Annotated in this window: 19 protein-coding genes; 2 read left to right on the top strand and 17 right to left on the bottom strand. The window is 59.3% G+C overall.

Translation table 11 applies throughout. The features are described from left to right. Nucleotides 1-69: 69 nt before the first annotated feature. The 10 genes from GTQ55_RS06310 to GTQ55_RS06265 all read right to left on the bottom strand — a co-directional run bounded on the left by GTQ55_RS06310 (nucleotide 70) and on the right by GTQ55_RS06265 (nucleotide 16,277). Entirely contained in the window at nucleotides 70-3,111 is a 3,042-nt protein-coding gene (locus tag GTQ55_RS06310) for a di-heme oxidoredictase family protein (protein WP_237567855.1), read from the bottom strand. A 384-nt stretch (nucleotides 3,112-3,495) separates the two neighbouring features. Then, on the bottom strand, nucleotides 3,496-4,452 hold the full coding sequence (locus GTQ55_RS06305; protein WP_161857969.1) for an acetyl-CoA carboxylase carboxyltransferase subunit alpha: 957 nt from the start codon (nucleotides 4,450-4,452) through the stop codon (nucleotides 3,496-3,498). Nucleotides 4,453-4,714: 262 nt separating this feature from the next. Further along, nucleotides 4,715-8,233 carry a DNA polymerase III subunit alpha gene (gene dnaE / locus GTQ55_RS06300; RefSeq protein WP_161857968.1) on the bottom strand — a complete coding sequence of 1,173 codons (3,519 nt, stop codon included), beginning with the start codon at nucleotides 8,231-8,233 and terminating at the stop codon, nucleotides 4,715-4,717. A 432-nt stretch (nucleotides 8,234-8,665) separates the two neighbouring features. After that, nucleotides 8,666-8,908, bottom strand: coding sequence for a DUF1289 domain-containing protein (locus GTQ55_RS06295; protein ID WP_161857967.1), 243 nt, complete (start codon nucleotides 8,906-8,908; stop codon nucleotides 8,666-8,668). Beyond that, nucleotides 8,901-9,440, bottom strand: coding sequence for a gamma carbonic anhydrase family protein (locus tag GTQ55_RS06290; RefSeq protein ID WP_161857966.1), 540 nt, complete (start codon nucleotides 9,438-9,440; stop codon nucleotides 8,901-8,903). Before GTQ55_RS06290 ends, GTQ55_RS06295 begins: the two co-directional genes overlap by 8 nt. Nucleotides 9,441-9,554: 114 nt before the next feature. Continuing rightward, nucleotides 9,555-10,037, bottom strand: coding sequence for a methylated-DNA--[protein]-cysteine S-methyltransferase (locus GTQ55_RS06285; RefSeq protein ID WP_161857965.1), 483 nt, complete (start codon nucleotides 10,035-10,037; stop codon nucleotides 9,555-9,557). Continuing rightward, the gene (locus GTQ55_RS06280) at nucleotides 10,034-11,533 is read right to left on the bottom strand and encodes a DNA-3-methyladenine glycosylase 2 family protein (RefSeq protein WP_237567854.1); all 1,500 of its coding nucleotides are present in this window, start codon (nucleotides 11,531-11,533) and stop codon (nucleotides 10,034-10,036) included. The genes GTQ55_RS06285 and GTQ55_RS06280 overlap by 4 nt, the downstream gene beginning before the upstream one ends. Nucleotides 11,534-11,817: 284 nt before the next feature. After that, complete coding sequence (locus tag GTQ55_RS06275; RefSeq protein ID WP_161857963.1) at nucleotides 11,818-13,566, bottom strand: dipeptidyl-peptidase 3 family protein; 1,749 nt, start codon at nucleotides 13,564-13,566, stop codon at nucleotides 11,818-11,820. Nucleotides 13,567-13,797: 231 nt separating this feature from the next. Continuing rightward, a complete protein-coding gene (locus tag GTQ55_RS06270; protein WP_161857962.1) occupies nucleotides 13,798-15,606 on the bottom strand; it encodes an ABCB family ABC transporter ATP-binding protein/permease in 1,809 nt (602 codons plus the stop codon). A 59-nt stretch (nucleotides 15,607-15,665) separates the two neighbouring features. After that, nucleotides 15,666-16,277, bottom strand: coding sequence for an NUDIX hydrolase (locus GTQ55_RS06265; protein ID WP_161857961.1), 612 nt, complete (start codon nucleotides 16,275-16,277; stop codon nucleotides 15,666-15,668). Nucleotides 16,278-16,511: 234 nt separating this feature from the next. Here GTQ55_RS06265 and GTQ55_RS06260 point away from each other — a divergent pair, with 234 nt between their 5' ends. Continuing rightward, the gene (locus tag GTQ55_RS06260; protein WP_161857960.1) at nucleotides 16,512-17,048 is read left to right on the top strand and encodes an NUDIX hydrolase; all 537 of its coding nucleotides are present in this window, start codon (nucleotides 16,512-16,514) and stop codon (nucleotides 17,046-17,048) included. Between the two features lie 27 nt (nucleotides 17,049-17,075). On the opposite strand, the gene GTQ55_RS06255 is transcribed toward GTQ55_RS06260, so the two are convergent. The 7 genes from GTQ55_RS06255 to GTQ55_RS06225 all read right to left on the bottom strand — a co-directional run bounded on the left by GTQ55_RS06255 (nucleotide 17,076) and on the right by GTQ55_RS06225 (nucleotide 23,189). Beyond that, the gene (locus GTQ55_RS06255; RefSeq protein ID WP_161857959.1) at nucleotides 17,076-17,393 is read right to left on the bottom strand and encodes a YqfO family protein; all 318 of its coding nucleotides are present in this window, start codon (nucleotides 17,391-17,393) and stop codon (nucleotides 17,076-17,078) included. A 41-nt stretch (nucleotides 17,394-17,434) separates the two neighbouring features. Next, nucleotides 17,435-18,289 carry a thioredoxin gene (gene trxA / locus GTQ55_RS06250; protein WP_161857958.1) on the bottom strand — a complete coding sequence of 285 codons (855 nt, stop codon included), beginning with the start codon at nucleotides 18,287-18,289 and terminating at the stop codon, nucleotides 17,435-17,437. A 115-nt stretch (nucleotides 18,290-18,404) separates the two neighbouring features. Further along, nucleotides 18,405-18,719: a BolA family protein gene (locus GTQ55_RS06245; RefSeq protein WP_161857957.1), complete on the bottom strand. Its 315-nt coding sequence runs from the start codon at nucleotides 18,717-18,719 to the stop codon at nucleotides 18,405-18,407. A 16-nt stretch (nucleotides 18,720-18,735) separates the two neighbouring features. Beyond that, nucleotides 18,736-19,524, bottom strand: a complete 789-nt coding sequence (gene djlA, locus GTQ55_RS06240) for a co-chaperone DjlA (protein ID WP_161857956.1) — start codon at nucleotides 19,522-19,524, stop codon at nucleotides 18,736-18,738. 178 nt (nucleotides 19,525-19,702) lie between these two features. Beyond that, nucleotides 19,703-20,950 carry a sodium ion-translocating decarboxylase subunit beta gene (locus GTQ55_RS06235; RefSeq protein ID WP_221296391.1) on the bottom strand — a complete coding sequence of 416 codons (1,248 nt, stop codon included), beginning with the start codon at nucleotides 20,948-20,950 and terminating at the stop codon, nucleotides 19,703-19,705. 77 nt (nucleotides 20,951-21,027) lie between these two features. Next, nucleotides 21,028-22,833, bottom strand: a complete 1,806-nt coding sequence (gene oadA, locus GTQ55_RS06230) for a sodium-extruding oxaloacetate decarboxylase subunit alpha (RefSeq protein ID WP_161857954.1) — start codon at nucleotides 22,831-22,833, stop codon at nucleotides 21,028-21,030. Between the two features lie 131 nt (nucleotides 22,834-22,964). Continuing rightward, nucleotides 22,965-23,189, bottom strand: a complete 225-nt coding sequence (locus GTQ55_RS06225; RefSeq protein ID WP_161857953.1) for an OadG family protein — start codon at nucleotides 23,187-23,189, stop codon at nucleotides 22,965-22,967. Nucleotides 23,190-23,544: 355 nt separating this feature from the next. On the opposite strand from GTQ55_RS06225, the gene GTQ55_RS06220 reads away from it, so the two are divergent. Further along, nucleotides 23,545-24,525: a tRNA dihydrouridine synthase gene (locus GTQ55_RS06220; RefSeq protein ID WP_183946718.1), complete on the top strand. Its 981-nt coding sequence runs from the start codon at nucleotides 23,545-23,547 to the stop codon at nucleotides 24,523-24,525. Nucleotides 24,526-24,644: the final 119 nt, after the last annotated feature.

The raw sequence follows: 24,644 nt of genomic DNA, 5'->3' as shown, positions 1-24,644 counted from the left end.
ACAAGGCGCCCGCGGAGACCGCACACCACGTGTCCCCGAAGACGCCCACCCACATTGATTACGACGCGATTATAAAGAACGCAAAAAGGCAATCAGCTCGCCGCGCTGCCCGGCACCGAGCGCCCGGTATCCGGCCTGACTGTTTTCCGCTTCCCCGCCGTGCCACAGTATCGCTTCCTCGATGGAACGGGCCCGCCCATCGTGCAGTAAACTGGTGTGACCGCTGACCGCTTCCAGCATGCCCAGGCCCCAGAGCGGTGGCGTACGCCACTCCCGGTTCAGGGCCGGGGATGCGGTCAAGCTGTCCGCGAGGTCGTCACCCATGTCATGTAACAGTAAATCGGTATAGGGACGAATGGTGTTGCCGCGCAGCTCGGCAAGGTCATGACGGTGCCCGGTTTCCATAGAAGGCCGGTGGCACGACGCACAACCCAGATTGTTAAAATGCTGCTCTCCGGCAATCACCGCGGGCTGGTTGACCTCATCCGGGCGACGTGAAGGCGCGCCCAGTGCCTGCAGGTAAACCACCAGCTCGTCCAGGCGCAGGTCACTCAGCTCGGCGCCCTGCCCGGCGTTTTGCTGACAGGCGGTTTGCTGCCTGCCACAGGCAGGGTTTGGCAACACCGATGTGGTGACTCCAATATCCGTACTGAGCGCTTCGGCGGCGAAATCGCGCAGGCTGGACGAGGTGGCCTTCCAGCCAAAGCGGCCTATTTGCTGCTCTCCCGCAGACGGAGAGTTCACTATGTTTGCACGCCCCGATATCCCGTCATTGTTACTGTCATCGGGATCCTGCCACGCCAGAATGACACTTTCCGGTACCGCCTCTAACAAGCCGAGCCCAGTGATGTTTTGCGGCATGCGCGGTGAAATAAACGGCGTGGCGCCTCCCGCATCATCCAGCCTATCGACGGTGTAATGCGGCTCGCGTAACAAGAACGGCGTGCCATCGCCAAAGGTGCCATTTTTTGCCGTGTAATTCACAACAACGGTCGCTTCGGCAGGAATAGCAGCATTTAGCGATGTGCCCTGCAGTACCCTGCCGTAGTAACTATGTGCCTCAGGCTGGCCCAGCGCATCGAAATAGCCGCTGGATACTTTCGTCACCAACGTATCCAACGGCTGATTATCCCGCGGCGCAAGACCACGGCCGTTGTTAATGTGACAACCAAAACAGGAATTTTTCACCAGCAGGCCGTTAGCCATGCTGGCAAGCTCGGGGAAGTCCGGGTTGCCAGCTTCCTCGTGAATGCCCGTGTCAAAACGCGTGTGGAAGACCCGACGCCCCTGCATAAAGGCATTGTGCGTTTCCCATTGCGTATTCAGCCCCTCGCGCATAAAGGTTGTCCAGTCGGCGACGCCACTGCCCACCACGTAATTGTCGTAGACATCGATCCCGTCGAGAATGGGATAGGTCACGACCTCACCGGTGGGGTTGTCTTTCTGTGTCCATTTACCGTTACTCGCCACTTTGTAGGTGACAGTACTGTCAGCATTTACCGAAATCACTTCTGCGGCAGGTACTGCGTCGCCGGCACGCACATAGGGTGCAGATGCACGACCACCACTGCGCAACTGTGCGTCCAGCGCTTCGTCCCTCACCATGAACAGCCCCGGCTGACCGAGCTTTATACGGTAGGTATCCGTGTAATAGACCGCTTGTCCACGCACATTCGGGTCGCCCTCAAAGCGCCCCAGAAACTGCTGCAATTCAAATTCCATCCACTCGCCAACGCGCATGACACCATCATCACCGTTATGGGCATCCCGTTGAATGCGACACACCCAGCGTTCGCCGGTGCCATCGGGCGCGGCTTGCTGAAGCTTTTCATCCATGCCAGCGTTGTTATTGAAATCCGCACGCCAGACATTGCTATAGGACGAACGACATCCGGGCGGTACATAGTTGGCGTATTCGGGGTGATAGAAGACCTCCAACAGGTTTTCCCCCGCCGGAGTGTGGTCGTGGATTTCAATTTCAAAAGTGCGGTGTTCAAAATAGTGTGTGGGGAAGATATAGAAAATATCTTCTGACTCGTGCCGCGAGCGGGCGCGCCCGGAAGCGATGGTCACAATCGTACCATCGGGCTTCACATACCATTCCTGCGCCGTCTCGGGACTGTAGACAACATCGAACAGGGTGTCGTAACTGAGGTTGGAGAAATCGGGGGGTGGCAGGTCTGCAGGCGGATCCACGTCCGGTGGCGGATCAATTTCGCCTGAGCTTGCATAGACCTGGAATTCCCAAATCGAATACCCCCACTGGTTGCCATCGCTGCGTTCGGAACCGAGCATCCTCACATAGCGGTAGCTGCCACTGATATTCAGTGTGTCACTGCGACTGCCGAACTGGCCGTCGGTAACGGTCTGCAGCGTGTGCCAGTTCACCCCGTCCACAGATCCCTGCAGATCATAACGCTTGGCGTTTGCCGCCTCCCAATCCAGAACCACTTGCGACAGTGCATAGTTCGCCCCGAGATCAACCGCTATCCAGGAAGGATCCACACCGTGATCGCTCTCCCAGCGTGTACCACCATTGTCGTCAATCGCCTGGGAGGCATTACCAGAACTGGCGCTCGCCGTACCGAGCAGGGCAAGGTTATCTTCCGGGGCCGGTGGCGGCTCACTGACAACCTCCGTGCCCTGCACTTCCATTTCCCAGATCGAATAACCCCAGTTATTTCCTGCACTGCGCTGCAAAGCGTTCATGCGCACAAAGCGGTAGTTTCCAGACAATGGGAGAACATCCGTCCGGTTGCCAAATACGCCACCGCTATAGCTCGCGATCTGCGTCCAGTTCACGCCATTCGAACTGCCTTCGATGATGTACTCCGCGGCATTCGCGGCTTCCCAGTGAATCGTCACGCTCTCCAGCTGAAAGGTATCCAGCAAATCCACCGTCAGACTGCTCGGATCCACCTGGTGCGCGCTTTCCCAACGGGTATTCTGATTGCCGTCAAAAGCAAATGATGCTGACTGTATTTCACTACTCGCCAACGCCGTTTTATTCAGAGCGAGATTCTCTGCTGCCAGAACTGGCCACGAACAGACACAAAGGAGAGATGCCACAGCCACAAGTCGCCCTGCGAGGGCACCTTGAAGGTGTCGCATTGATTTGGTTTTACTCATCATGCATTTCCTGTTTATCGCTGATTATTTTTATCTTTCGATTGTCATATTCCGGCGATCACCTGCGACCGGATTGCTGCGACGATAAATTAATATGCTTTGGGTACAGTGCGGCATCCCACCTTGAGCAGTGCGGGAATTGGGAGAAATGAAGGAATTTAAGCGACGGATTCGGAATTCCCACACACAATCAGGTGGAAATACAGGCCAGAAAAGCTGTTCACTTCACGGCAAAGAAAAGTGGGAAAATCACTCGGATATGATTGAAACTGAGAAGCCAGAGGCGGATTTGGTACAGCGGGAAAGTGGTATTCGAGTGCGTCGACGACCTGGGTGCCGTCGACGCATCGTTAGGAGAGAGGGAGATCAGCCAGTTACGTTACCGTAGCTCATCAGACGCTGGTAACGCTTCTCCAGCAATTCATCCAGCGGTACCGCGGTCAGCTTGTCCAGCTGTTCGGACAGGCGATCCCGCAGGCGCGCCGCCATCAGGTCCGGATCGCGGTGGGCGCCGCCCAGGGGTTCCGGCAGAGTCTCATCCACGATGCCCAGCTCTTCCAGCACGCTGGAAGTCACACCCATGGCCTCGGCGGCCAGCGGCGCCTTCTCCACGGTCTTCCAGATGATATTGGCGCAGCCTTCCGGCGAGATCACAAAGTAGGTGGAGTACTGCAGCATGTTCAGCTGGTCACCGACGCCGATGGCCAGGGCACCGCCGGAAGAGCCCTCACCGATAACGGTGCAGATGATCGGCGTACGCAGGCGGGACATTACCGCCAGGTTTTTGGCAATCGCCTCGGAGATACCGCGCTCCTCACTGTCGATACCCGGGTACGCCCCCGGGGTGTCGATCAGGGTCAGTACCGGCATCTTGAAGCGCTCGGCCATCTCCATGATGCGCTGGGCCTTGCGGTAACCCTCGGGCTTCGGCATACCGAAGTTACGCTTTACCTTTTCGTTGACCGTGCGCCCTTTCTCTTCCCCGATCACCGCCACCGGACGGCCTTCCAGACGGCCGATACCGGCAATGATCGCCTTGTCGTCACCAAAGTGGCGGTCGCCGTGAAGCTCGTCCCAGTCGGTGAAGATACGCTCAATGTAGTCCCTGGCGTAGGGGCGCTGTGGATGACGCGCCACCTGAACGATCTGCCACGGAGAGAGGTCGGAATAGAGGGACTCGGTGAGCTTTTCGCTCTTCTCCCGCAGTCGGGTGATCTCTTCAGCGATGTTGAGGTCGTTGTCGTCCCCTACGTGCTGGAGCTCCTTGATCTTGCTTTCCAGTTCCGCAATCGGCTGTTCAAACTCGAGAAAACTGAAGTTCATTTAATTCGCGCCTTGATAATTCTATGGGCCTGCCAAATGTTGGAAAATGCGACCAAAACACCCCAAACGGTCGCAAACAGGCCTCGTCTACTGAAAATGGCGGCTAGCTTACCGGGATAGGACCAAGCAGTCGAGTGCACACCGCACTTACCGATAACCCCAATGTCCAAATTGCCCCTATTGGTGGCGAGGCCGCTAGCGCGGATACAAACAGCTGCTGGCGAGAACCAGTTCCGGCCATTTCGCACCCATTGGCTCCTGATTACTGCCGTTGATTGTAGTTGAGCTGCACCCGCTCACGCCCCACCAACTCACGCAGGGACTGGATGAGCTGATCATTTGGCTCAACTTTCCACGTATCGGCGAGGCGGAAGGTACCGCGGGCGTCGCTGCGCTCGACTTCCACCAGGATCGGGCAGCTGCCGCCAATATAAGGCCGCAGGCAGGCACTGAGACGCTGCCCCATCTTCGGCAGCGCCTGGGCACTGTCGATTTTCAGGGTCACCCCGATCACGCTGCCACTGCGCAGGTCATCCAGCGTGGACACACTGTTCACGCTCATCTTGAGGCCGCCGCTGTAATCATCGTGAGAGATGGAACCTTCCAGCACCAGCAGCGAATCCTTCACCAGCTTTTCACGGTGCTCACCGAACGCCTCGCTGAACACCGCCGCCTCGATCCGCGCACTGCGGTCGTCGAGCGTGACGATCGCCATGGTATCCCCGCGCTTGGTCTTCATCACCCGCATCCCAACAACCAGGCCCGCCACCTTCTGGTTTTCACGGCCGGGCTTGAGGTCGGCGATACGCGCCTTCACCAGATGCTTGAGTTCTTCCTCATACTCATCGATTGGGTGGCCCGTCAGGTACAGGCCGAGGGTATTCTTTTCACCCTCAAGGCGCTCACGAATACCCCACGGACGGGCATTGCGGAAATCTTCGTAGACGTCACCGTCGGACGAGGAGCGCACCACCTCGCCGAACAGGTCCATCATGCCCGCGCTGTCGTTCTTGCTCTGCTGCTCGGCCGATTTCACCGCCTCGTCCAGCGCGTTGAACAGCACCGCACGGGAGTAATCCAGGCCATCCACGCCGGTGGTATCCGGGCCGATGCTGTCGAGGGCGCCGGAGCGCACCAGCGCTTCGAGCGCACGCTTGTTCACCTTGCGCGGGTCGATCCGCGAGCAGAAGTCGAACAGATCGGTGAACGGGCCGCCCTGCTCGCGCTCGGCAATAATGTTGTCGATCGGGCCTTCGCCCAGGCCCTTGATGGCACCGAGTCCGTAAATGATGCGGTTGTCCACATCCACGGAGAACTGGTAACTGCCGAGGTTTACATCCGGCGGCACCAGGTCCAGCTTCATGGCCCGGCACTCTTCGATAAAGGTCACGACCTTATCGGTTTTGTCCATGTCCGAAGACATGGTGGCGGCCATAAACTGGGCCGGGTAGTGCGCCTTCAGCCATGCGGTCTGGTAGGAGACCAGTGCGTAGGCAGCGGAGTGGGATTTGTTAAAGCCGTAACCGGCGAACTTTTCCACCAGGTCGAAGATCTTGATTGCCAGGTCGGGGTCTACGCCCTGCTCCTTGGCGCCCTCTTCAAAGGTGGCCCGCTGCTTGGCCATTTCCTCGGGCTTTTTCTTACCCATGGCGCGACGCAGCATATCTGCGCCACCGAGGGTATAGCCTGCCAGCTCCTGGGCAATCTGCATTACCTGTTCCTGGTAAACAATTACCCCGTAGGTGGGCTCCAGGATCGGCTTCAGTTTTTCGTGCTGGTACTTGGCATCCGGGTAGGCCACCTGGGCGCGCCCGTGTTTCCGGTTGATGAAGTCGTCCACCATGCCGGACTGCAGCGGGCCTGGACGGAACAGGGCCACCAGGGCGATCATGTCCTCGAGGTTATCCGGCTGCAGGCGCTTGATCAGGTCCTTCATACCGCGGGATTCCAGCTGGAATACCGCCGTGGTTTCGGCGCGCTTGATCATCTTGAAGGTTTCGGCATCGTCCAGCGGCAGCGCCTCGATCACGAGCGGCTCCTTGCCCTCCCGCGCGCGCTGCTCGTCCACCATTGCCTTGGCCCAGTCGATGATGGTCAGGGTCCGCAGACCGAGGAAGTCGAACTTCACCAGGCCCGCGTCTTCCACGTCGTTCTTGTCGAACTGGGTAACCAGGCCGGCACCGGTCTCATCACAATAGAGCGGCGCAAAATCGGTGAGTTTGGTGGGGGCGATCACCACGCCACCCGCGTGCTTGCCCACGTTTCGGGCCACACCTTCCAGCTGCAGGGCCATTTCCCAGATTTCCTGGCCCTCTTCGTCGTTCTCGAGGAACTCCCGCAGCACCTCTTCCTGCTCGAACGCCTTTTCCAGGGTCATGCCTGGATCCGGCGGAATCATTTTCGAGAGTTTGTCCGCGAGGCCATACGACTTGCCCTGCACCCGCGCCACGTCCCGCACCACCGCCTTGGCGGCCATGGTACCGAAGGTGATGATCTGGCTTACCGCGTTGCGGCCGTAGTTATCGGCTACGTAGCTGATCACGCGGTCGCGCTTCTCCATACAGAAGTCGACGTCGAAGTCGGGCATGGATACCCGCTCCGGGTTCAGGAAACGTTCGAACAGCAGGTCGTACTGCAGCGGGTCGAGATCGGTGATCTTTTGCGAATAGGCAATCAACGAGCCGGCACCGGAACCCCGCCCGGGGCCGACCGGAATGTCGTGGTCCTTCGCCCACTGGATAAAGTCCATTACGATCAGGAAGTATCCGGGGAATCCCATCTGGATAACGATATCCAGCTCGAAGCGCAGGCGATCTTCATATTCCTTTTTGCGCGCTTCGTAATCCGGGGCGGACTTGTCGAGAATAAACTCCAGTCGCTCGTAGAGGCCGTCGAAGGAAACCTTTTCGAAAAACTCGTTTTCCGTCATCCCTTCCGGGATCGGGAACTGCGGCAGGAAGTATTTGCCCAGCTGAATGGGCGAGGAACAGCGACGGGCAATCTCCACGGTATTCTGCAGTGCTTCAGGAATATCCCTGAACAGCTCCTGCATCTCTTCCGGGCTGCGCAGAAACTGCTCCGAGGAATAGCGGCGCTCGCGGCGCGGGTCGTCCAGCGCCCGGCCTTCGCGGATACACACACGTACCTCATGCGCCTCGAACTCACTGTCTTCAAGAAAGCGCACATCGTTGGTCGCCACCACCGGCAGGTTCAGTTTCCCCGCCAGTGCGGCCGCGGCATGCAGGTACTCTTCATCACCCGGGCGACCGGTACGCTGCAGCTCCAGGTAATAACGCCCCGGGAAAATTCGCTCCCACTCCTGCGCGAGCGTTTCGGCCTGCGACTGTCGATTGGCAATCAGCGCGCGCCCAACATCACCGTACTTGGCACCGGACAGCATCAGCACCCCTTCCGATGCCTGCTCAATCCACGCCCGCTCAACAAACGCATGCCCGTGATACTGGCCTTCCATCCACGCGCGGGAAATCAGCTCGGTGATATTGCGGTAGCCAGTGGTATTCATGGCGTAAAGGGTCAGCAGTGTCGGCTGCTCCTCACCACCTTCTTTCAACCAGAAGTCGGCGCCCGTGATGGGCTTGATACCCGCACCCATGCAGCCCTTGTAAAACTTTACCTGGCCGTAAAAATTCGTCTGATCGGTAATCGCCACCGCCGGCATTTCCAGCTCGGCAACACGACTGATCAGCGGCTTGATACGCACCAGGCCATCGATCAGGGAATATTCAGTGTGGATTCTTAAATGTACGAAGGGTTGGGTCATATTCTGTTCTATTTAATTTTGGCCCGGAGGTTTTTTGTAGAGCTCTGATCCGGGTACGCACCGAGGGGCGGTAAGCCCTTCCGGGACACGCGGTGAATACATCCCTGTAGCTCTGCACCGACATCCCTGTCGGTGAAGGTCCCGGAAGGGCTTACCGCCCCTCGGTGCTTAGTGCAATTCTGGCAATTTTTTGCTTCGTAAGCCCAAGTTGCTAGCCGGCTTGGTACCCAATAATTTCTGACGGAGTAATACCGCCAAACGCGAAGGCAGAGCACCGGGTGCAGGTTTTCGGGAGCGTCGCAAACAGGATGTTTGCGCCGCAGCGCCCAGGGATGGGTCTACAGCGGTCCCGAAAACCTGCACCCGGTGCTCTGCCGCCACGTAACGAGAATAAAACGCTTGCCGAGGATCACTGCAACTGTAGAAGGTGGGTCAATCGGACCACCAAACCCGCTTCATTTCCACAGCCCGCTCATTGCACCGACTCAATACCTGTTTTTTCTCGGCATTAGACATCCGCCCCCACTGACTGATCTCAGCCCCGGAACGAAAACACCCCTCACAGATATCATCGCGATTCAGCGCACAAACGGAAACACAGGGCGACTTCACCGGAAACTCAAACCCGGGTTCCGGCTCTTGATTTTTTACCCGGCTCCAGTCGCTCTCAGTCATCACTCTCACCGTTCACCGGCACAAGCTCTTCCGCAAACCGCTTGCCGTTGGCCACATAAATCTCACTGCTCGCCTTCAGCAGCTCAAACGTGGATTCGTCGAGGGTCTTTACTACCTTGCCCGGGCTACCCAGCACCAGCGAATAATCCGGGATCTCCGCATTCTCTGTAACCAGCGCATTCGCCCCGATGATGCAGCACTTGCCGATCCTGGCGCCGTTCAACACTACCGCATTCATGCCCACCAGCGAGTAATCTCCGATCTGGCAGCCGTGCAGCGTCACCTTGTGGCCCACGGTGACCCCGGTACCCACCAGCAGCGGAACACCCGGGTCGGCATGCAACACCGAACCATCCTGGATATTTGCCCGCTCACCGATGGTGATCAGGTCATTGTCACCGCGGATCACCGCGTTGAACCACACAGAACTGTGGGGCTTCATCAGCACATGGCCGATGACACAGGCACCCGGCGCCACATAGTGGCCCTCGCCTTCAAGCTGCGGCTGTTTGTCGCCCAATCTGTACAACATCTGGCCTCCGCTCGGGATTCTGGTCAGGGTAATAGTCAGTGAAAATCAGCCGGCCATTATCCAGCCCAAAGGCAGTGAATACCACCCCGAAAGACCGTGACCAGCCGGGCATGTTCAGCCGATCAATGCGCCCTCCAGCGCCAGTAACCGGGCCTTCATCTCCAGCCCGCCTGCATAGCCGGTCAGGGTGCCATCCGCACCAATGACCCGGTGGCACGGCACCACGATGGACAGCGGGTTGGCTCCGTTGGCCCGCGCGACCGCCCGCACCGCCTTGGGGTTGCCGATGGCCTCGGCCAGCTCCCGATAACTGCGGGTTTCTCCGTAGGGAATGGCACACAGCGCACGCCACACGGATTGCTGGAACGGCGTGCCACCCGCGTGCAACGGCAGGTCAAACACCTCCCGCTCGCCCTTGAAATACGCCTGCAGCTGCTCGGCCGCACGATCCGTCAGTTCGGTGGCGCGACGCTCCCAGTGCTCGCGCGGGACCAGCGGGCGCTGGCCGGATTGCAGGTCGACGGCCTCCAGGGCGTTTTCGCTGGCGGCAATCCCCACCTCACCAAAACTGGATGGGTAGATTTCGTAGTAGATCATCGTGATTGCCTCAATTTCAGGGATTGCCACAACAACAGCGCAGCGTAGGCGCGCCACGGGCGCCAGTTTTCAGCCCGGGCCAGCGCCTGCTTCGGCGTGGCCTTTTTATCGCCAGAGCCCAGGGCAATCAGCACACCGAGGTCGGATGCCGGGAATGCATCGGGCAGGGAGAGCCCGCGCATGGCCGTGTACTGTGCGGTCCAGTCACCGATACCCGGCAGCGCCGTCATCTGCCGGCACCAGGTTTCCAGGTCCGGCGCATCGAAATCGATCTCACCGCTGAGGGTGGCGGCGACAAAGGTACGCAAGGTATTTGCACGGGCGCGGGTGACGCCGATGCCAGAGAAATCCGCCTCGGATAATTGTTCGGCCGTAGGGAACAGCCAGTAGTCCACGCCATCCGCACCGGCGAAGGAGGCACCGTACGCGTGGGCCACACGCCCGGCAATGGTGGTGGCCGCTGCCACAGAGATCTGCTGGCCGAGAATCGCCCGCAACGCGTATTCAAATGGATCCCAGGCCCCGGGCAGGCGCGGCGCCTGGCTGTGCGTGAGAACCTCAGCCAGCAGCGGGTCCGCAGCCAGGTGATTGCGAATTTCCTCGCTGTCAGCGTCCAGGTCAAACAGGCGCCGCAGCCTTTCCCGCACCTGATACAGCACGGCACCGCTGCGGCTGGCAAAGACCTCCACTTCCAGTCGATCCTTGTGCGGTTGATGGCGTACCCGCAGCAAGCCTCGCTGCCCTTCCAGCTCAAAGGTGCGCTGGTAGAGACCCTGTTCCGGGTCTTCCCCCATCACCACCTGTTCGATACCCGGCAGGGTTCGGGCCGCAAAGAATTCAAGCAACTGCGGCCAGTCCAGCGGCGGCCGGTAACTGAGGTACATGCGCACAGGCTCCGCGCCACTGTCGGCAGTTTTGCTGGTACGGCCAGCCTGCTCACGCCGCACTTCCGTCGGCGTGCGCCGGTAAATGTCCTTGAACACGCCGTTGAAGCGGCGCAGGCTGTTGAAACCAGACGCGAATGCGACATCCGCGATGGGCAAACCGGTATCGCGCAACAGGCCAAACGCAAAAAGCGCGCGCTCGGTCTGCCATACCTGCAGCGGGCTCAACCCCACATGCTCCGCAAACAGCTTTCGCAGATAGCGGCTGCTGATTCCCAACCGGTCCGCCAACTGCTCGATGGATTGTGCCTCGCGCTCGCGACGCATCAGGTTCATTGCCCGCTGCACGGTAGTGGACACCAGCCCCCACGCAGCGCTCCCCGGGGCGGCATCCGGCCTGCAGCGCAGACAGGGACGATACCCGGCCGCAGTGGCCTCCGCCGCCGTGGCGAAGTATTCGACATTCTTTTCCAGCGGCGGGCGTGCCGGACAGATGGGTCGGCAAAAAATGCCGGTGGTTTTCACCGCCGTGTAGAAGCGGCCGTCAAACCGCTTGTCGCGAGCGAGACGGGCGCTGTGGCAGAGTTCGGGATCCGGTTGCACGGGGTTCACTGGTTACTTGAGTTCACTGGTTACTTGCGTTCACTGATTACTTGAATGAAGGCCATGGTATGGCGGGAAATGGGAATAGACTAGTCAGATTCGGAACTGGCTATATTGCGCAAACCAAGCGGTCTGGCAGAGGGCTACCACGTAACGCCTCGCCAGCAGTACGCCGTGAACAACCCGGGAATGTCAAAAAGCCCGAAAACCCCGGCCCACCTCAAGTGGCACCGTGATTTTCGGGCTTTTCGAATGTTCCGGCGCATTGCCGGAACGCGCAGTGGTGGGCCAGGTTACTTGATACCCAGAACTTCCTTACCCTGTATAAACGTTACATCCACCGGGATGTTGGCCTCGGAGAGGCGATCCAGATCTGCCTGCAACTCACTGCCGACCACCCCCATATTATCCAGCAGGTCTTTTGCCTTGCCGTAGTTACCATCGCCCTGAATAGTCAGGATCAGGTTGGACAGCTTGGTCATGGCCGCCTGCATCTTGTCGAAGTCCACACTGTACTGGCCGGTGGCGTCATCGCGGGTAAACGCACCTTCCTGCTTGAAGAAGTTGAAGCGCATCATGTTCGCCTTGCCGTGGGCACTGGCGGCACCGAAGCGCACACTGCGGAAGATACCAGCGAGGAAGGTGACGTAGTTGTCCATCAGCTCGCCCTCTTCCAGTTCACCCTTCTCGTGCAGCTTGGTGATCATGTAAAGGCCGAGGATATCCGCTTTGCCCTCTTCCAGCGCCGAGGAAGTTTCTTTCAAAACCTGGCGAACATTGCTGCCATCGGTGACGGTTTTCTTAATGCCAAGGCCGTGGGCCACTTCGTGGAACATGGTGTTGGCGAAGAAGGCATCGAACGTGATGTGCTTGCGCTGGTCTTCCGCGATCAGTACACCACTGATGGGCAGCATGATCTGGTCGAACTTCGCGCGCATTGCATTTTTCAGCTGCAGCCGGCGAGTGCCCTTTTTGAGCTGAACTTCTTCGTCGTTCGGCAGGTTGATCGCGATGGTCTTGGAACCGGCGTTGCTGTGGCCCGCGTAATACAGCACATCGTAGGCGTTAAGATCGGAATCGGTTCCCGGGGTTTCCGCCTTGTACTTGTCATCTACAGGCAGTCCACGCTGCAATTCCGGCAGGAAGGCGGCGAACTTGGCCAGCTTTTCGCTCCACTCCATGTCCTTCAGCAGTACATAGGACTCGTAGGCGGTGCGGTAGGCAAACAACTGGTCTTCGTAGTTTTCGATCGGGCCGATCACTACATCGATGCGGTTGTCCTTCATATCCATCCACGCCATGTCGCTGTCGCGGAACTGGTCGTCCATCAGTGCGTCCGCGCGCAGCTTCAGGTAGCCGGCAAAGTCCTTGTCCTCCGCCAGGGCGGATGCCTCGCGCAGCAGCGCGGCCGCTTTTTCCAGCTCGGCCTTGTAGGCCTCGTGGTACGGCACCAGTTTCAGGTTGCCATCGCCATCGCGGCGAACCAGAGAATATTGCCCGTCTTTGCCCGGCTGCTCCCAGGATTCAAATTCATTCTTGGTCATGTCTTCCGGGTAAAACTCGGCACCCAGCGGCTTGTCGCCATAACCTTCGATAAACGGCTTGTTGTCGTTCAGGCGGTCCCACGGGCCGTAGTTGATATCGGCGAAGGTGCGTGCGGCGCTATCGTCGATACCGCTCAGCAATTCCTGCGCGGGGCCATAGGACTGCAGCCAGAACAGCTGGTCCATAATCTGGCTGGCCTCGATCAACAGGCCGATCATCTTGCGCTGGTTTTCAGACAGCGACGACAGATCGGCATTCAGCTCAACCGGTGCGTAAATATCAAAGCGCGACGGATCCACGCCCTTGGCGATACCACCGGCCTGGGGACCGGTAGCCGGTTGCGCCTGGGTTGATTGCTGCGCGGGGTCGGCCGCCTGCTGTGCGGTGCTTTGTGCGGGCGCGGAAGCATCCGGGTTGGCGTTGGATTTTTCGTCAGAAGAACAGCCGGCAATCACGGCAAGCGCCAGTGCAGACGCGGCGAAGAGTGCAGTTTTCATTCAGATTCCTGCCTGTTTATGGTTTGATCTGTTGTATTGGTCTTTTGTTATTGAAGACGGCCTGAGCCTTGCAAACCACATTAAATGCGGCCTCAGGAGATGTCCAGCAATCCGGCGCTGTACACAAGGCGCCGGATATTCGACTGCAAGTATGGGCAATCTCAGGAATTTGCGCGGCGCGATTTCCGCAGGAAGCGACAAAACACGCCGCGAGCGGGATCTAAAACAATGTCAGGAGGAGATGGGCACCGCGTCCAGCGCACGCTCACGCTGCTGCATCCGCCACAGCGCCGCGTAATGCCCATCGGCGGCCACCAGCTCAGCATGACTGCCCTGCTCAACCACACTGCCCTGCTCCATCACCAGAATCCTATCCGCATCCACCACCGTCGACAGGCGGTGGGCGATGACCAGCGTGGTCTGCTCCCGGGAAATCTCCTGTAGCGCGCGCAGGATACCCTGCTCCGCGTGGCTATCCAGGCTGGAGGTGGCTTCATCAAATACCATAATGGGCGGACGCTTGAGTATCGCGCGGGCGATGGCGACACGCTGCTTTTCCCCACCGGACAGCTTCAGGCCGCGCTCCCCTACCGTGGTGTGAACCCCTTCCGGCAACTGCGCGATAAACCCGTCCAGCTGTGCGTGGCGGATGGCCTCCATCACTTCCTCGTCTGTGGCATCGACACGGCCGTAGCGCACGTTCTCGAGGATCGACTGGTTGAACAGCACGGTGTCCTGCGGGACCACACCGATACAGCGGCGCAGGGAATCCTGGCTGACCCCACGAATATCCTGGCCATCCACCAGCACGCTGCCATCATCGGCGTCGTAAAAACGAAACAGCAGCTTGAACAGCGTCGACTTGCCCGCGCCACTGGCGCCGACGATCGCGACCTTTTGCCGGGGCTCAACACTGAAACTCACACCTTTGAGAATCTGCCGGTCCGGGTTGTAGCCGAAGTGCACCTCGCGGAATTCGATGGCGCCGTGCTCGACAACCAAGTTACCCGCATCCCGCCGGTCTTCGATGGCCGGTTTTACATCGAGGATGGAAAACATCTTTTCGATGTTGGCCAGGGCACCTTTCATTTCCCGGTACACGAAGCCGAGGAAGTTCAGCGGGATAAAGATCTGCATCATCACCGCATTGATCAAAACAAAATCACCAATGGTCATGGTGCCCCTGGTGACATTGACCGCGGCCATCACCATGGCGCCACACATGGCCGCTGCAATGATCAGTGCCTGCCCGGCATTGAGTCCGAATAACGACAGGCGATTCTTGCGGCGCGCGCGCTCCCATACGGCCAGCTCACGATCGTAGTGATCCGCCTCGTGCTTTTCGTTGCCGAAGTATTTGACGGTTTCGTAGTTCAGCAGGCTGTCGACCGCACGGCTACTGCTCTGGGATTCCGCCTGGTTGAGTGCCCGCACAAAGTGGGTACGCCATTCGGTGGCCACTACCGAAAAGCCGATATAAACCGCCACCGCGCCCAGCACCAGCAGTGCAAAGCTGGCGTTGTAGTTCCACCACAGCAACCCCACCACCATCAGGATTTCCACCAGGGTGGGCACGATGTTGAAAACCATAAAGCGCATCAGGAAACCGATGCCGGAATTGCCGCGCTCAATATCCCGCGACAGGCCGCCGGTGCGGCGGTTCAGGTGATAGTCCAGGTCCAGGCGATGCAGGTGCCGAAAGACTTCCAGCCCCACCCGGCGCTGGGCGCGCTCGGTCACCCGGCCGAAAATGGTATCCCGCAGTTCGCCGAACAGTACCGAGGAAAACCGCACGAAGCCGTAGGCCAGCAGCAGCCCCAGTGGCAGGGCAATGGCCGCCGCCGTGCCGCCGGCGCGGTCCAGGTCATCGACAATATGTTTGAGCAGAAACGGCAGGCCTACGCTGGCAGCCTTGGCGCCAACGAGGCACAACAGTGCCAGCAGCACCGGGCGCTTGAATTCCAGCAGGTAGGGAAACAGGGTTTTGAGGGCGCCCCAGTGGACATCCTCCAGTGCGACAGCGGACTTCGGTCTTGGCATGGTCAATCTCGGAAAAACAGGCGCGCAGTATACCCGAGCTTACTCTGCGCTACGCGCGCTCAGCTCAATGCCCTGACCGGCACGTCATCGCGCCTTCCGATAGGTGCATCCAGTACCCGCACCAGAAACTCCGTCAATACACCGGCGGTAAAGCCCCAGATTTCAAACCCCTCGTACTCGTAAGCCGGCAGGTAGATACGGCGCTGGTCGATGGTGATACGGTCGGTGCGGATGCGCGGATCATCCAGAAAGTAAGCGAGCGGCACGCGAAAAATGGCGTCGAGCTCACCGGGATTGGGCGTGAGTTCGGCATCCGCGGGAACAATGCCAAGCCACGGAGTGACCTGAACCTGCCAGCGGGTGGTGCGGGTCCACAAAGGACCGAGTACACGCACCTGGTCGGAGGGAAGGCCGATTTCCTCGTGGGTCTCCCGCAGCGCGGTGAACTCCAGCGAAGAATCGGTCTCGTCCCAGCGGCCGCCGGGGAGGGATACCTCGCCAGAGTGACTGGAAAGCTGCTGGGAGCGCAGGGTCAAAATGACCTGGGGGTCGGGCTCATCCGTCAGCGCGAGTAAAACCGCCGCGTGACCATGCAGATCAGGGCCTCGCGGTACGCGCTCCTGCAGCTTTTCTTTCACTGCCGCAAACTTCTGTTCAATCGTCTTCAACATTTTCGTATTACTCTGTCGCCGATCCCGCGCCTGTAAAAAAACGGCCCAGCGATAAACTTACTATACGCTGTTCGGCGGCAAATGGCTCACCAGCAGGTATATCGATCCGTCTCCCCGCCATTCTGACTTGAAGCGCGCCAACTCCGCACAGCCATGGCCAACAGCCAGAATTATCTAATATCCAATGATAGAAGGCGGACTGGCGCTGGCTCCTTCCGCGGGTATACTTGCGCCATGAAATTTTGCAGCCACTGCGGCCACACGGTCGTATTCGAGATCCCCACCGGGGACGACCGCCCCCGCCACCTCTGCCGGGACTGCGGCGCCATCCACTATGTCAACCCGCGGGTTATTGTCGGTACGCTGCCTTATCTGGGCGACCAGGTTCTGTTGTGTAAACGCGCCATCGAACCCCGCTACGGGCTGTGGACTTTACCGGCGGGGTTTATGGAAAACGGGGAAACCAGCGAACAGGGTGCGCTGCGTGAGTCCTGGGAGGAAGCGCGCGCGAACATGCGCGTCGACGAACTCTTCTCCGTATACGACATTCCCCACATCAATCAGGTATACCTGATCTACCGCGGCGAACTGACCGATACAAACTTCGGCCCGGGGCCGGAGTCACTGGAAGTCGAGCTGTTTGACGAAAAGGACATCCCCTGGGAGGAGATGGCTTTTCCGGTGATGACACAGACGCTGAAGCATTACTTCAACGACCGCGAGAAAGGAAATTACAGCCTGCACCGCGGCGTGATCGAGCGCAAGCTCTAACCTTTCGGAAAAAACCTGTCGAGCCCACTAGCCGCAGCGTTCGTCCAGCTTCCACAGGTCGAACGCGGGCTCCTCATAGGGGTGGGCGCTGCGCATGGCGGCCAGCACCGCATCCACTACCTCGTCTGCACAGACGGTTTCTACCCGGTACTCTGCAACCGTTTCCACTTCCCCCTGCTGGCCGATAAATGGCTTGCTGCCGTCCAGTGGCCGGAACTGGCCGGTGCCTGGCACTTGCCAGCAGCAGCTGTCGTAATCACCGATGCGCCCGGCACCGGCCGCAAACAGCGCCTGCTTGACCGGCTCCAGATGCGACTCGGGAATGTATACACAGAGTTTGAACATGATCGGCCCGGGTTTGGCTTCGTTTCTGGTCGAACGGGTAATCAGAACAACAGTGTCATCAGCTTGCGCTGGTAAGTGGTCGCTACCGGGTCACCGGCGCCCAGCGCCTTGACGATGTCCAGGTACGCCTGCTTGGCGGCGCCATCGGCAAAGCCCATATCCTTGCGCAGCAGTCCCAGCAGGATTTCCAGCGCCTCTTCGTGACGATCCGCCTGGCTGAGCTGCACCGCCAGCTTGTAGGCAGATTCACTATCGTCCGGGTTGGCGGCCAACGCCTGCTGCAACGCCTTGATTTCCGGCGAATCCGCCGCCTGCTGTTTCAGTTCCAGCTGCGCCATCAGCTGCTGGTAGTCCGCATCCTGATCCGCCAGCAGAATCTTGCCCAGCACCTCTTCGGCGTCCTTGGAGCGGTTTTTCTCCAGCAAAACCGCGGCGTACTGTTTGGCAATGTCGGCACGCTCACCGGAATCCCCGTAGGCCTGGCGCAGCAGCGGCAGCGCCTCGTCCAGACTGCCCTCGCCCACCAGTTTCTGGGCCTGCTGCAATTGCAGGTCCCAGGGTTTTGGCAGGTATTTTTCCAGCATTTCGCGAATCTGCTTCTCCGGCTGGGCACCGGCAAAGCCGTCCACCGGCTGGCCGTCTTTCAGCACCATGACCGTGGGCAGGCTGCGTACGCCGAGCTGCCCCGCCAGCGCCTGTTCAGTATCGGCGTTGAGCTTGGCGAGCAGGAACTGCCCCGCATATTCGTTGGCGATTTTTTCCAGCACCGGCATCAGCTGCTTACAGGGCTCACACCACTCCGCCCATACATCCACCACCACCGGGCGCTTCATGGACTCATCGATCAATACTTGCTGGGCGTTCTCGGCGGTAACGTCGACAATAAAGCCTTCCACTGTCACTCCTGAATTCTGTGCTTGCTACTGGATTTGTACCGGGTTTGTAGCGGGTTTGTAACGATAGGGCTCAGCGCCACTCAATTGGCCGCATGATACCCGATGGCGTCTCTGGTTAACCGGCGTCCGCCTTGCTGCCACCCATACACTGGGGGCTTGCTGGCGCCTGTCCGGCCCACTCTTCTGCGGTGTACAGGTGCAGCGCCAGCGCGTGTATCGGGCCGGCCATTTCATCGGCCAGCGCCGCGTACACTTTCTGATGCCGCTGCACCTTGCGGATACCGGCAAACGCTTCGCTCACCAGCACCACACGAAAATGCATCTCGGAACCGGCGGGCACATTGTGCATATGGCTCTCGCAATCCACTTCGATATGCGAAGGGCTGAACGCGTCGGTGAGTTTTTGCTGAAGCTGCACTGCAAGGGACATAAATAAACTCCTGAAATCAGGCCTGGTCGACCGCGGTCTGGCGCTTGCGCGCGGCGACAATGGTGTCGTACGCCACGGTGATGCTTTTCATCTGGTCTTCCGCGTGGCGCATAAACTCTTCCGGAAGCCCCTTGGAGGCAATTTTATCCGGGTGAAACTCGGCGGCCTTGCGTCGGTAAGCAAGTTTTACTTCCTTGTCGCTCGCGTCCGGGCTGCACTCCAGAATATCGTAGTGGGCCTGCAGACTGGCGCCGCTGGCACCAGGACTGCGGTGCCCGAATTCATTGAACATCGCGGTAAAGATAGACTCGTGCAGCCCCAGCGCTTCGGGGATTCTGCGCAAGATCTGCTCCTCGGCCGGGTGCAACTCACCGTCGGCAAACGCCACCGCGAACAGCAGCCGGTATACCATTTCCCGCATCGCCTGGTTGCGGATCAGCTGGCGGTACTGCTGCGCATAGTCGTAGATGCTGAACTGGTCATCCTTGGCGTTCTGGAAAATCTTGATCGCCTGCTGGCGATCCTCCGCATTCAGGCGCAGGTTGTTGTTGATAAAGTCATCAACCAGCTGAATTTCCGCCTTGGAAACCTGACCATCCGCTTTCGCCATTTTGGCCAGCATGGAAAACAGCGCGACGATAAATACAGTCTGCGCGCCCTCGCGATTCAGCGTGACTCCGGCCTCACCAAGTTTCTTGAGCCCGGAACCAAAGGAACTGCCCACCCAGGCGCCCAGTGCGGCACCGATCGGACCGCCGAACATCATGCCAATGCCCGCGCCAATACCCGCTCCCAACCAGGACATAACCTCTCCTTTGCGGCACCGAACAACGTGCCGCCTGTTATCAAAACGGCGGCCATATTAGCACGGAGCGCTGCAGCGGGCCCCCTCACCCAGCGCAAAAACAGACCATCTGGTCGCCACTTGACGATAGGCATAAAAAACCCCGCCGGAGCGGGGTTTCAGAAGCGCAGGCAACCGATCAACCGGTCATCGCACGCACCATGGTGATCATCACACCCGCCGCCACCGCCGAGCCGATCACACCGGCCACGTTCGGGCCCATGGCATGCATCAGCAGGAAGTTGTGCGGATTGGCCTCGAGCCCCAGCTTGTTGGAGACCCGCGCCGCCATCGGCACCGCGGAGACGCCCGCGGAGCCGATCAGCGGGTTGATCTTGTTTTTGCTCATAGTATTCAGCAGCTTGGCCATCAACACACCAGCCGCGGTACCAATGGCAAAGGCCGCGATACCCAGCGCCAAAATGCCCAGGGTCTTCGGGTCCAGAAACTTGTCCGCGGCCAGCTTGGAGCCAACCGACAGCCCGAGGAATATGGTGGTGATATTGATCAACGCATTCTGCGCGGTATCCGACAGACGCGTTACCACACCACACTCGCGCATCAGGTTACCGAAACAGAACATACCCAGCAGCGGTGCCGCATCCGGCAGGAACAGGGCCACCAGAATCAGCAGTACCAGCGGGAACACGATTTTCTCGCGCTTGCTCACCGGGCGCAGCTGCACCATCTCGATCTTGCGCTCCTGCTCGGTGGTCAGTGCGCGCATGATCGGCGGCTGGATCAAGGGCACCAGCGCCATATACGAATAGGCGGCGACGGCAATGGCACCAAGCAGGTCCGGCGCCAGCAGGCTGGATACATAAATCGCCGTGGGCCCATCTGCACCACCGATAATACCGATCGCCGCAGCGTCGGCGATGGAGAAGTCCATGATGCCAGCCGCCGACATTCCCACTGCACCCAGCACCGTGGCAAAAATACCGAACTGTGCCGCAGCGCCCAGGAACAGGGTGCGCGGGTTCGCCAGCAGCGGACCGAAATCGGTCATCGCGCCCACCCCCATGAAGATCACCAGCGGGGCTACCCCGGAGGCAATGGCAACACTGTAAAAGTTGTACAGCATGCCGTTGTTAAAGCCCGCATCCGCTGCCACCTGGGCCGCACGTTCATGCGCCGCTGCGGGTGCACTTTCCAACGCCGCCTTCAGGCCTTCGATGGATTCAAAACCGCCGAGGCCGAGCGCCTGCGCAAGTTGCGTCATTACGCCGGCGTCGCCGGAGTAAATGGCCGCTTCCACCGCAGGCACCGCCAGGTTGGCACCCGGGATGTTCGCCAGGATGCCACCGAAGCCGATGGGCACCAGCAACAGCGGCTCGAAGTTTTTGCGTATGGCGAGAAACAGAAGCCCCAGACAGACCACCATCATGGAGAACTGCCCGATCGTGATCTGGTTGGCGCCGGACGAGAGCCAGAGATTTGTTATGTTTTCCACAAGCGCCCCCGTTAAGCGATGGTCAGCAGGGCATCGCCCACCGCCACGGAATCGCCTTCCTTGATGGTGACACCGGTCACGCTACCGGCGCGCGGTGCGCTCACTGCAGTCTCCATCTTCATGGCCTCCAGGATCACGATGTTCTGACCTTCGGTCACCTGGTCACCGGGCTTCACCAGCACCTTGAAGATGTTGCCGGCCAGCGGCGCCTTGACCGGCTCGCCAGAGCCTTCAGCAGGGAGAGAGCCAGCCGGTGCTGGAGCAGCACTACCCGCAGACGCAGCTTCGCCACCCACCCTGACCATTCCGGTAACGTCGCCACCATCGGCAACGGTAACCGTGTAGCTCTCGCCTTCCACGGAAACCGTGTATACGTATTCCCCGTCGTCATTTTTCACTTCGGAGGATTCATTGCCCGTGGGTACCGGCTCAAAGGCATCCGGGTTGTCCCGGTTCTTCAGGAACTTGAGGCCAATTTGCGGGAACAGCGCGTAGGTCAATACGTCGTCGATTTCGCCCTCACCCGCTGTGATTTCGATATCGTCTTCCGCCGCCTTTTGCTGCAGCTCCGCCGCCAACTTGTCCAGCTCGGGCGCCAGCAGGTCTGCGGGGCGACAGGTTACGGGTTCGCCACCATCGAGCACCTTGTCCTGCAATTCTTTGTTCACTTCTGCGGGCGTCGCACCGTACTCACCCTTGAGTACCGCGGCGGTTTCCTTGGAAATGGATTTGTAACGCTCACCGGTCAGTACATTCAGTACCGACTGCGTACCCACGATCTGGGAGGTAGGCGTTACCAGCGGCAGATAACCCAGGTCTTTGCGTACGCGGGGGATTTCTTCCAGCACTTCGTCGAGGCGGTCGCCGGCGCCCTGCTCGCGCAGCTGGCTTTCCATATTGGTGAGCATGCCACCGGGCACCTGTGCGACCAGGATGCGCGAGTCGATACCGCGCAGGGAACCCTCGAACTTCGCGTATTTTTTGCGGACGTCACGGAAATACGCGGCAATTTCTTCCAGCAGGTTGATGTCGAGCCCGGTATCGCGGTCGGTGCCTTCCAGAATCGCCACCACGGCCTCTGTGGGACTGTGACCGTAGGTCATGGACATGGAGGAAATCGCGGTATCGATATTGTCGATGCCCGCTTCCACACACTTCAGTGCCGTGGCAGTGGATAGACCGGTAGTCGCGTGGCACTGCATATGGATGGGAATATCCACCGCTTCTTTCAAGCGCTTGACCAGCTCGTAGCCCTCGTAAGGACGCAGCAACCCGGCCATATCCTTGATGGCAATCGAGTCGGCCCCCATGTCCTCAATCTGACGACCGAGGTCCACCCACAGATCCATGTTATGGACAGGACTCACGGTGTAGGAGATGGTGCCCTGTGCGTGTTTACCCTGCTTTTTCACGGCGGCCAGCGCCGTTTGCAGGTTGCGCATGTCGTTCATGGCGTCGAACACGCGGAACACATCCACACCATTGGTGGCCGCACGCTCAACAAACTTTTCCACCACATCGTCGGCGTAGTGACGGTAACCGAGAATATTCTGGCCGCGGAACAACATCTGTTGCGGCGTGTTGGGCATGGCCTTTTTCAGTTCGCGAATGCGATCCCAGGGGTCCTCTCCCAGGTAACGAATACAGGCATCAAAGGTTGCGCCGCCCCAGGACTCCAGAGACCAGAAACCCACTTTGTCCAACTTCTCGGCTATCGGCAGCATGTCGTCGAGCCGCAGGCGGGTGGCGAATAGCGACTGGTGGGCGTCGCGCAGGACTACATCAGTAATCCCCAATGGCTTTTTAACCTCAGTCATGGGTCGTCTCTCTTGGAATGTTAATTTTGAAAAGTCGGAGAACTGGCTGGGTTACTGGGCGAACTCACTCGAGTCACACGCGCATCCGCAGAGCCGCTCTAAAATGCATGAATTATTTTCGCGGCGCGCAGCTAGCCGCGCCTGTTCCGGTGCTGCTCGATCGCAGCCTTGATAATTTTCTTCAGGCGTTCGTCGCCGGCAGCGCCGGCGGAAACAGCCGGTGCCACAGCGGGCTCAGCCTCTGGAAAGAAACGCGTGATAACGCGGGACATGACAGTGGTGCAGATCACCAGAACCAGCAGAAAAGTAAATACAATCCCCATGCCGAACAGCGTGATATCCAGACCTTGCTGCATCAGTGACTCTTGCACTTGTATTCCCTCGCTATTTGATTTTTATCGATCTGTTCCGATTTTGCGGGCGATATTATCAATACAAGAACCCTTAGAAATCAAACACTTATTAGTTACAGAAGCAACCAAGAACCCGCCAGATACCGATGATTTCCTCCATTTTCGCTACCAATTTCAACCACTCAGCCCAGACGGACCCCACTGCCGAATAATTGCACAGTGCGATCCGGAATTTCGTACAATACCCGGCCCTAACCAAGCCATACTCCGCTAGAAGCCCATGCAACACCCGCAGTACCCGAGACAGAGCAAGCCAGCACAGGCAACGCCGGTGCGCCCGACGATCTATCAGGCGCCAATGGAAGGGGTCATCGATCACCATGTGCGCGCCCTGCTTTCCCGTATTGGCGGCGTGGACATTTGCGTCACTGAGTTTGTCCGGGTCACGCACACCCGACTGCCGCGGCGGGTCTTTACCCGGCTGTGCCCGGAGCTCGACCAGGGCGCAACCACCCCGAATGGCACGCCGGTCAAGCTCCAGTTGCTCGGTGGCAACCCGAAGGCCATGGCCTACAACGCCGCCAAAGCGGTTGAGGTGGGCGCAAAATCCATCGACCTGAACTTCGGCTGCCCGGCAAAGTCCGTCAATAACAGCGACGGTGGTGCCTGCCTGCTGCAGTCCCCGTCACGGGTTGAGGACATCGTGGCCGCGGTGCGCAATGCCGTGCCTGCAGAGATCCCGGTATCCGCCAAGATCCGGTTGGGTTACCAGGACCGCAGCAGCTACCTCGACAACGCCCGCGCCGCCGAGGCCGGCGGAGCCTCGGAGCTCGCTGTCCACGCACGCTCCAAGGTCGATGGCTACCGGCCACCGGCTTACTGGGAATACATCGGTGAAATTCGCGAACAGCTGGGCATAAGAGTGATCGCCAATGGTGACCTGTGGACACTGGACGACTTCAAACGCTGCCGCGAAGTAACCGGTTGTGACGCCTTTATGTTCGGTCGCAGCCTGCTGGCGCGTCCAGACATCGGGCTGCAGATACAGGCCCTGAGTGACGGCCGCGACTACCAGCCGCTCCAGTGGCACCAGGTCGCCGCCCTGCTTTACGACTATTACTCGACCACCCAGGACCTCTACCCCGCCAAGTACCTGGGCAACCGGATCAAGCAGTGGCTCGCCTACCTCAAGCTGAGCTACCCGGAGGCCACCATTTTTTTCGAGCGGATCAAGCGCCACCGGGACCGGGAACTGCTCGAACAGGCCTTTGCCGAGCAGATGCAACCTGCCGACAGCCACCACGCCGACTTTCCGCACACGGACATAAACGCGGCCTGACCGGGGCTACCGGGGCAGTTGGTACCGCAAATCCGTGCACCAACCCGGCATATCCGACCGGTGGACCATGGCGCGAAACGGGGCCTCAAAAAAGCCCAAAAAAGTACTTGCAAAGACCG

The organism is Microbulbifer hydrolyticus (assembly GCF_009931115.1).
Classification (GTDB): domain Bacteria; phylum Pseudomonadota; class Gammaproteobacteria; order Pseudomonadales; family Cellvibrionaceae; genus Microbulbifer; species Microbulbifer hydrolyticus.
Note: the sequence above shows the minus strand (reverse complement) of the source record. Positions and strands in the feature narration are given on the sequence as shown.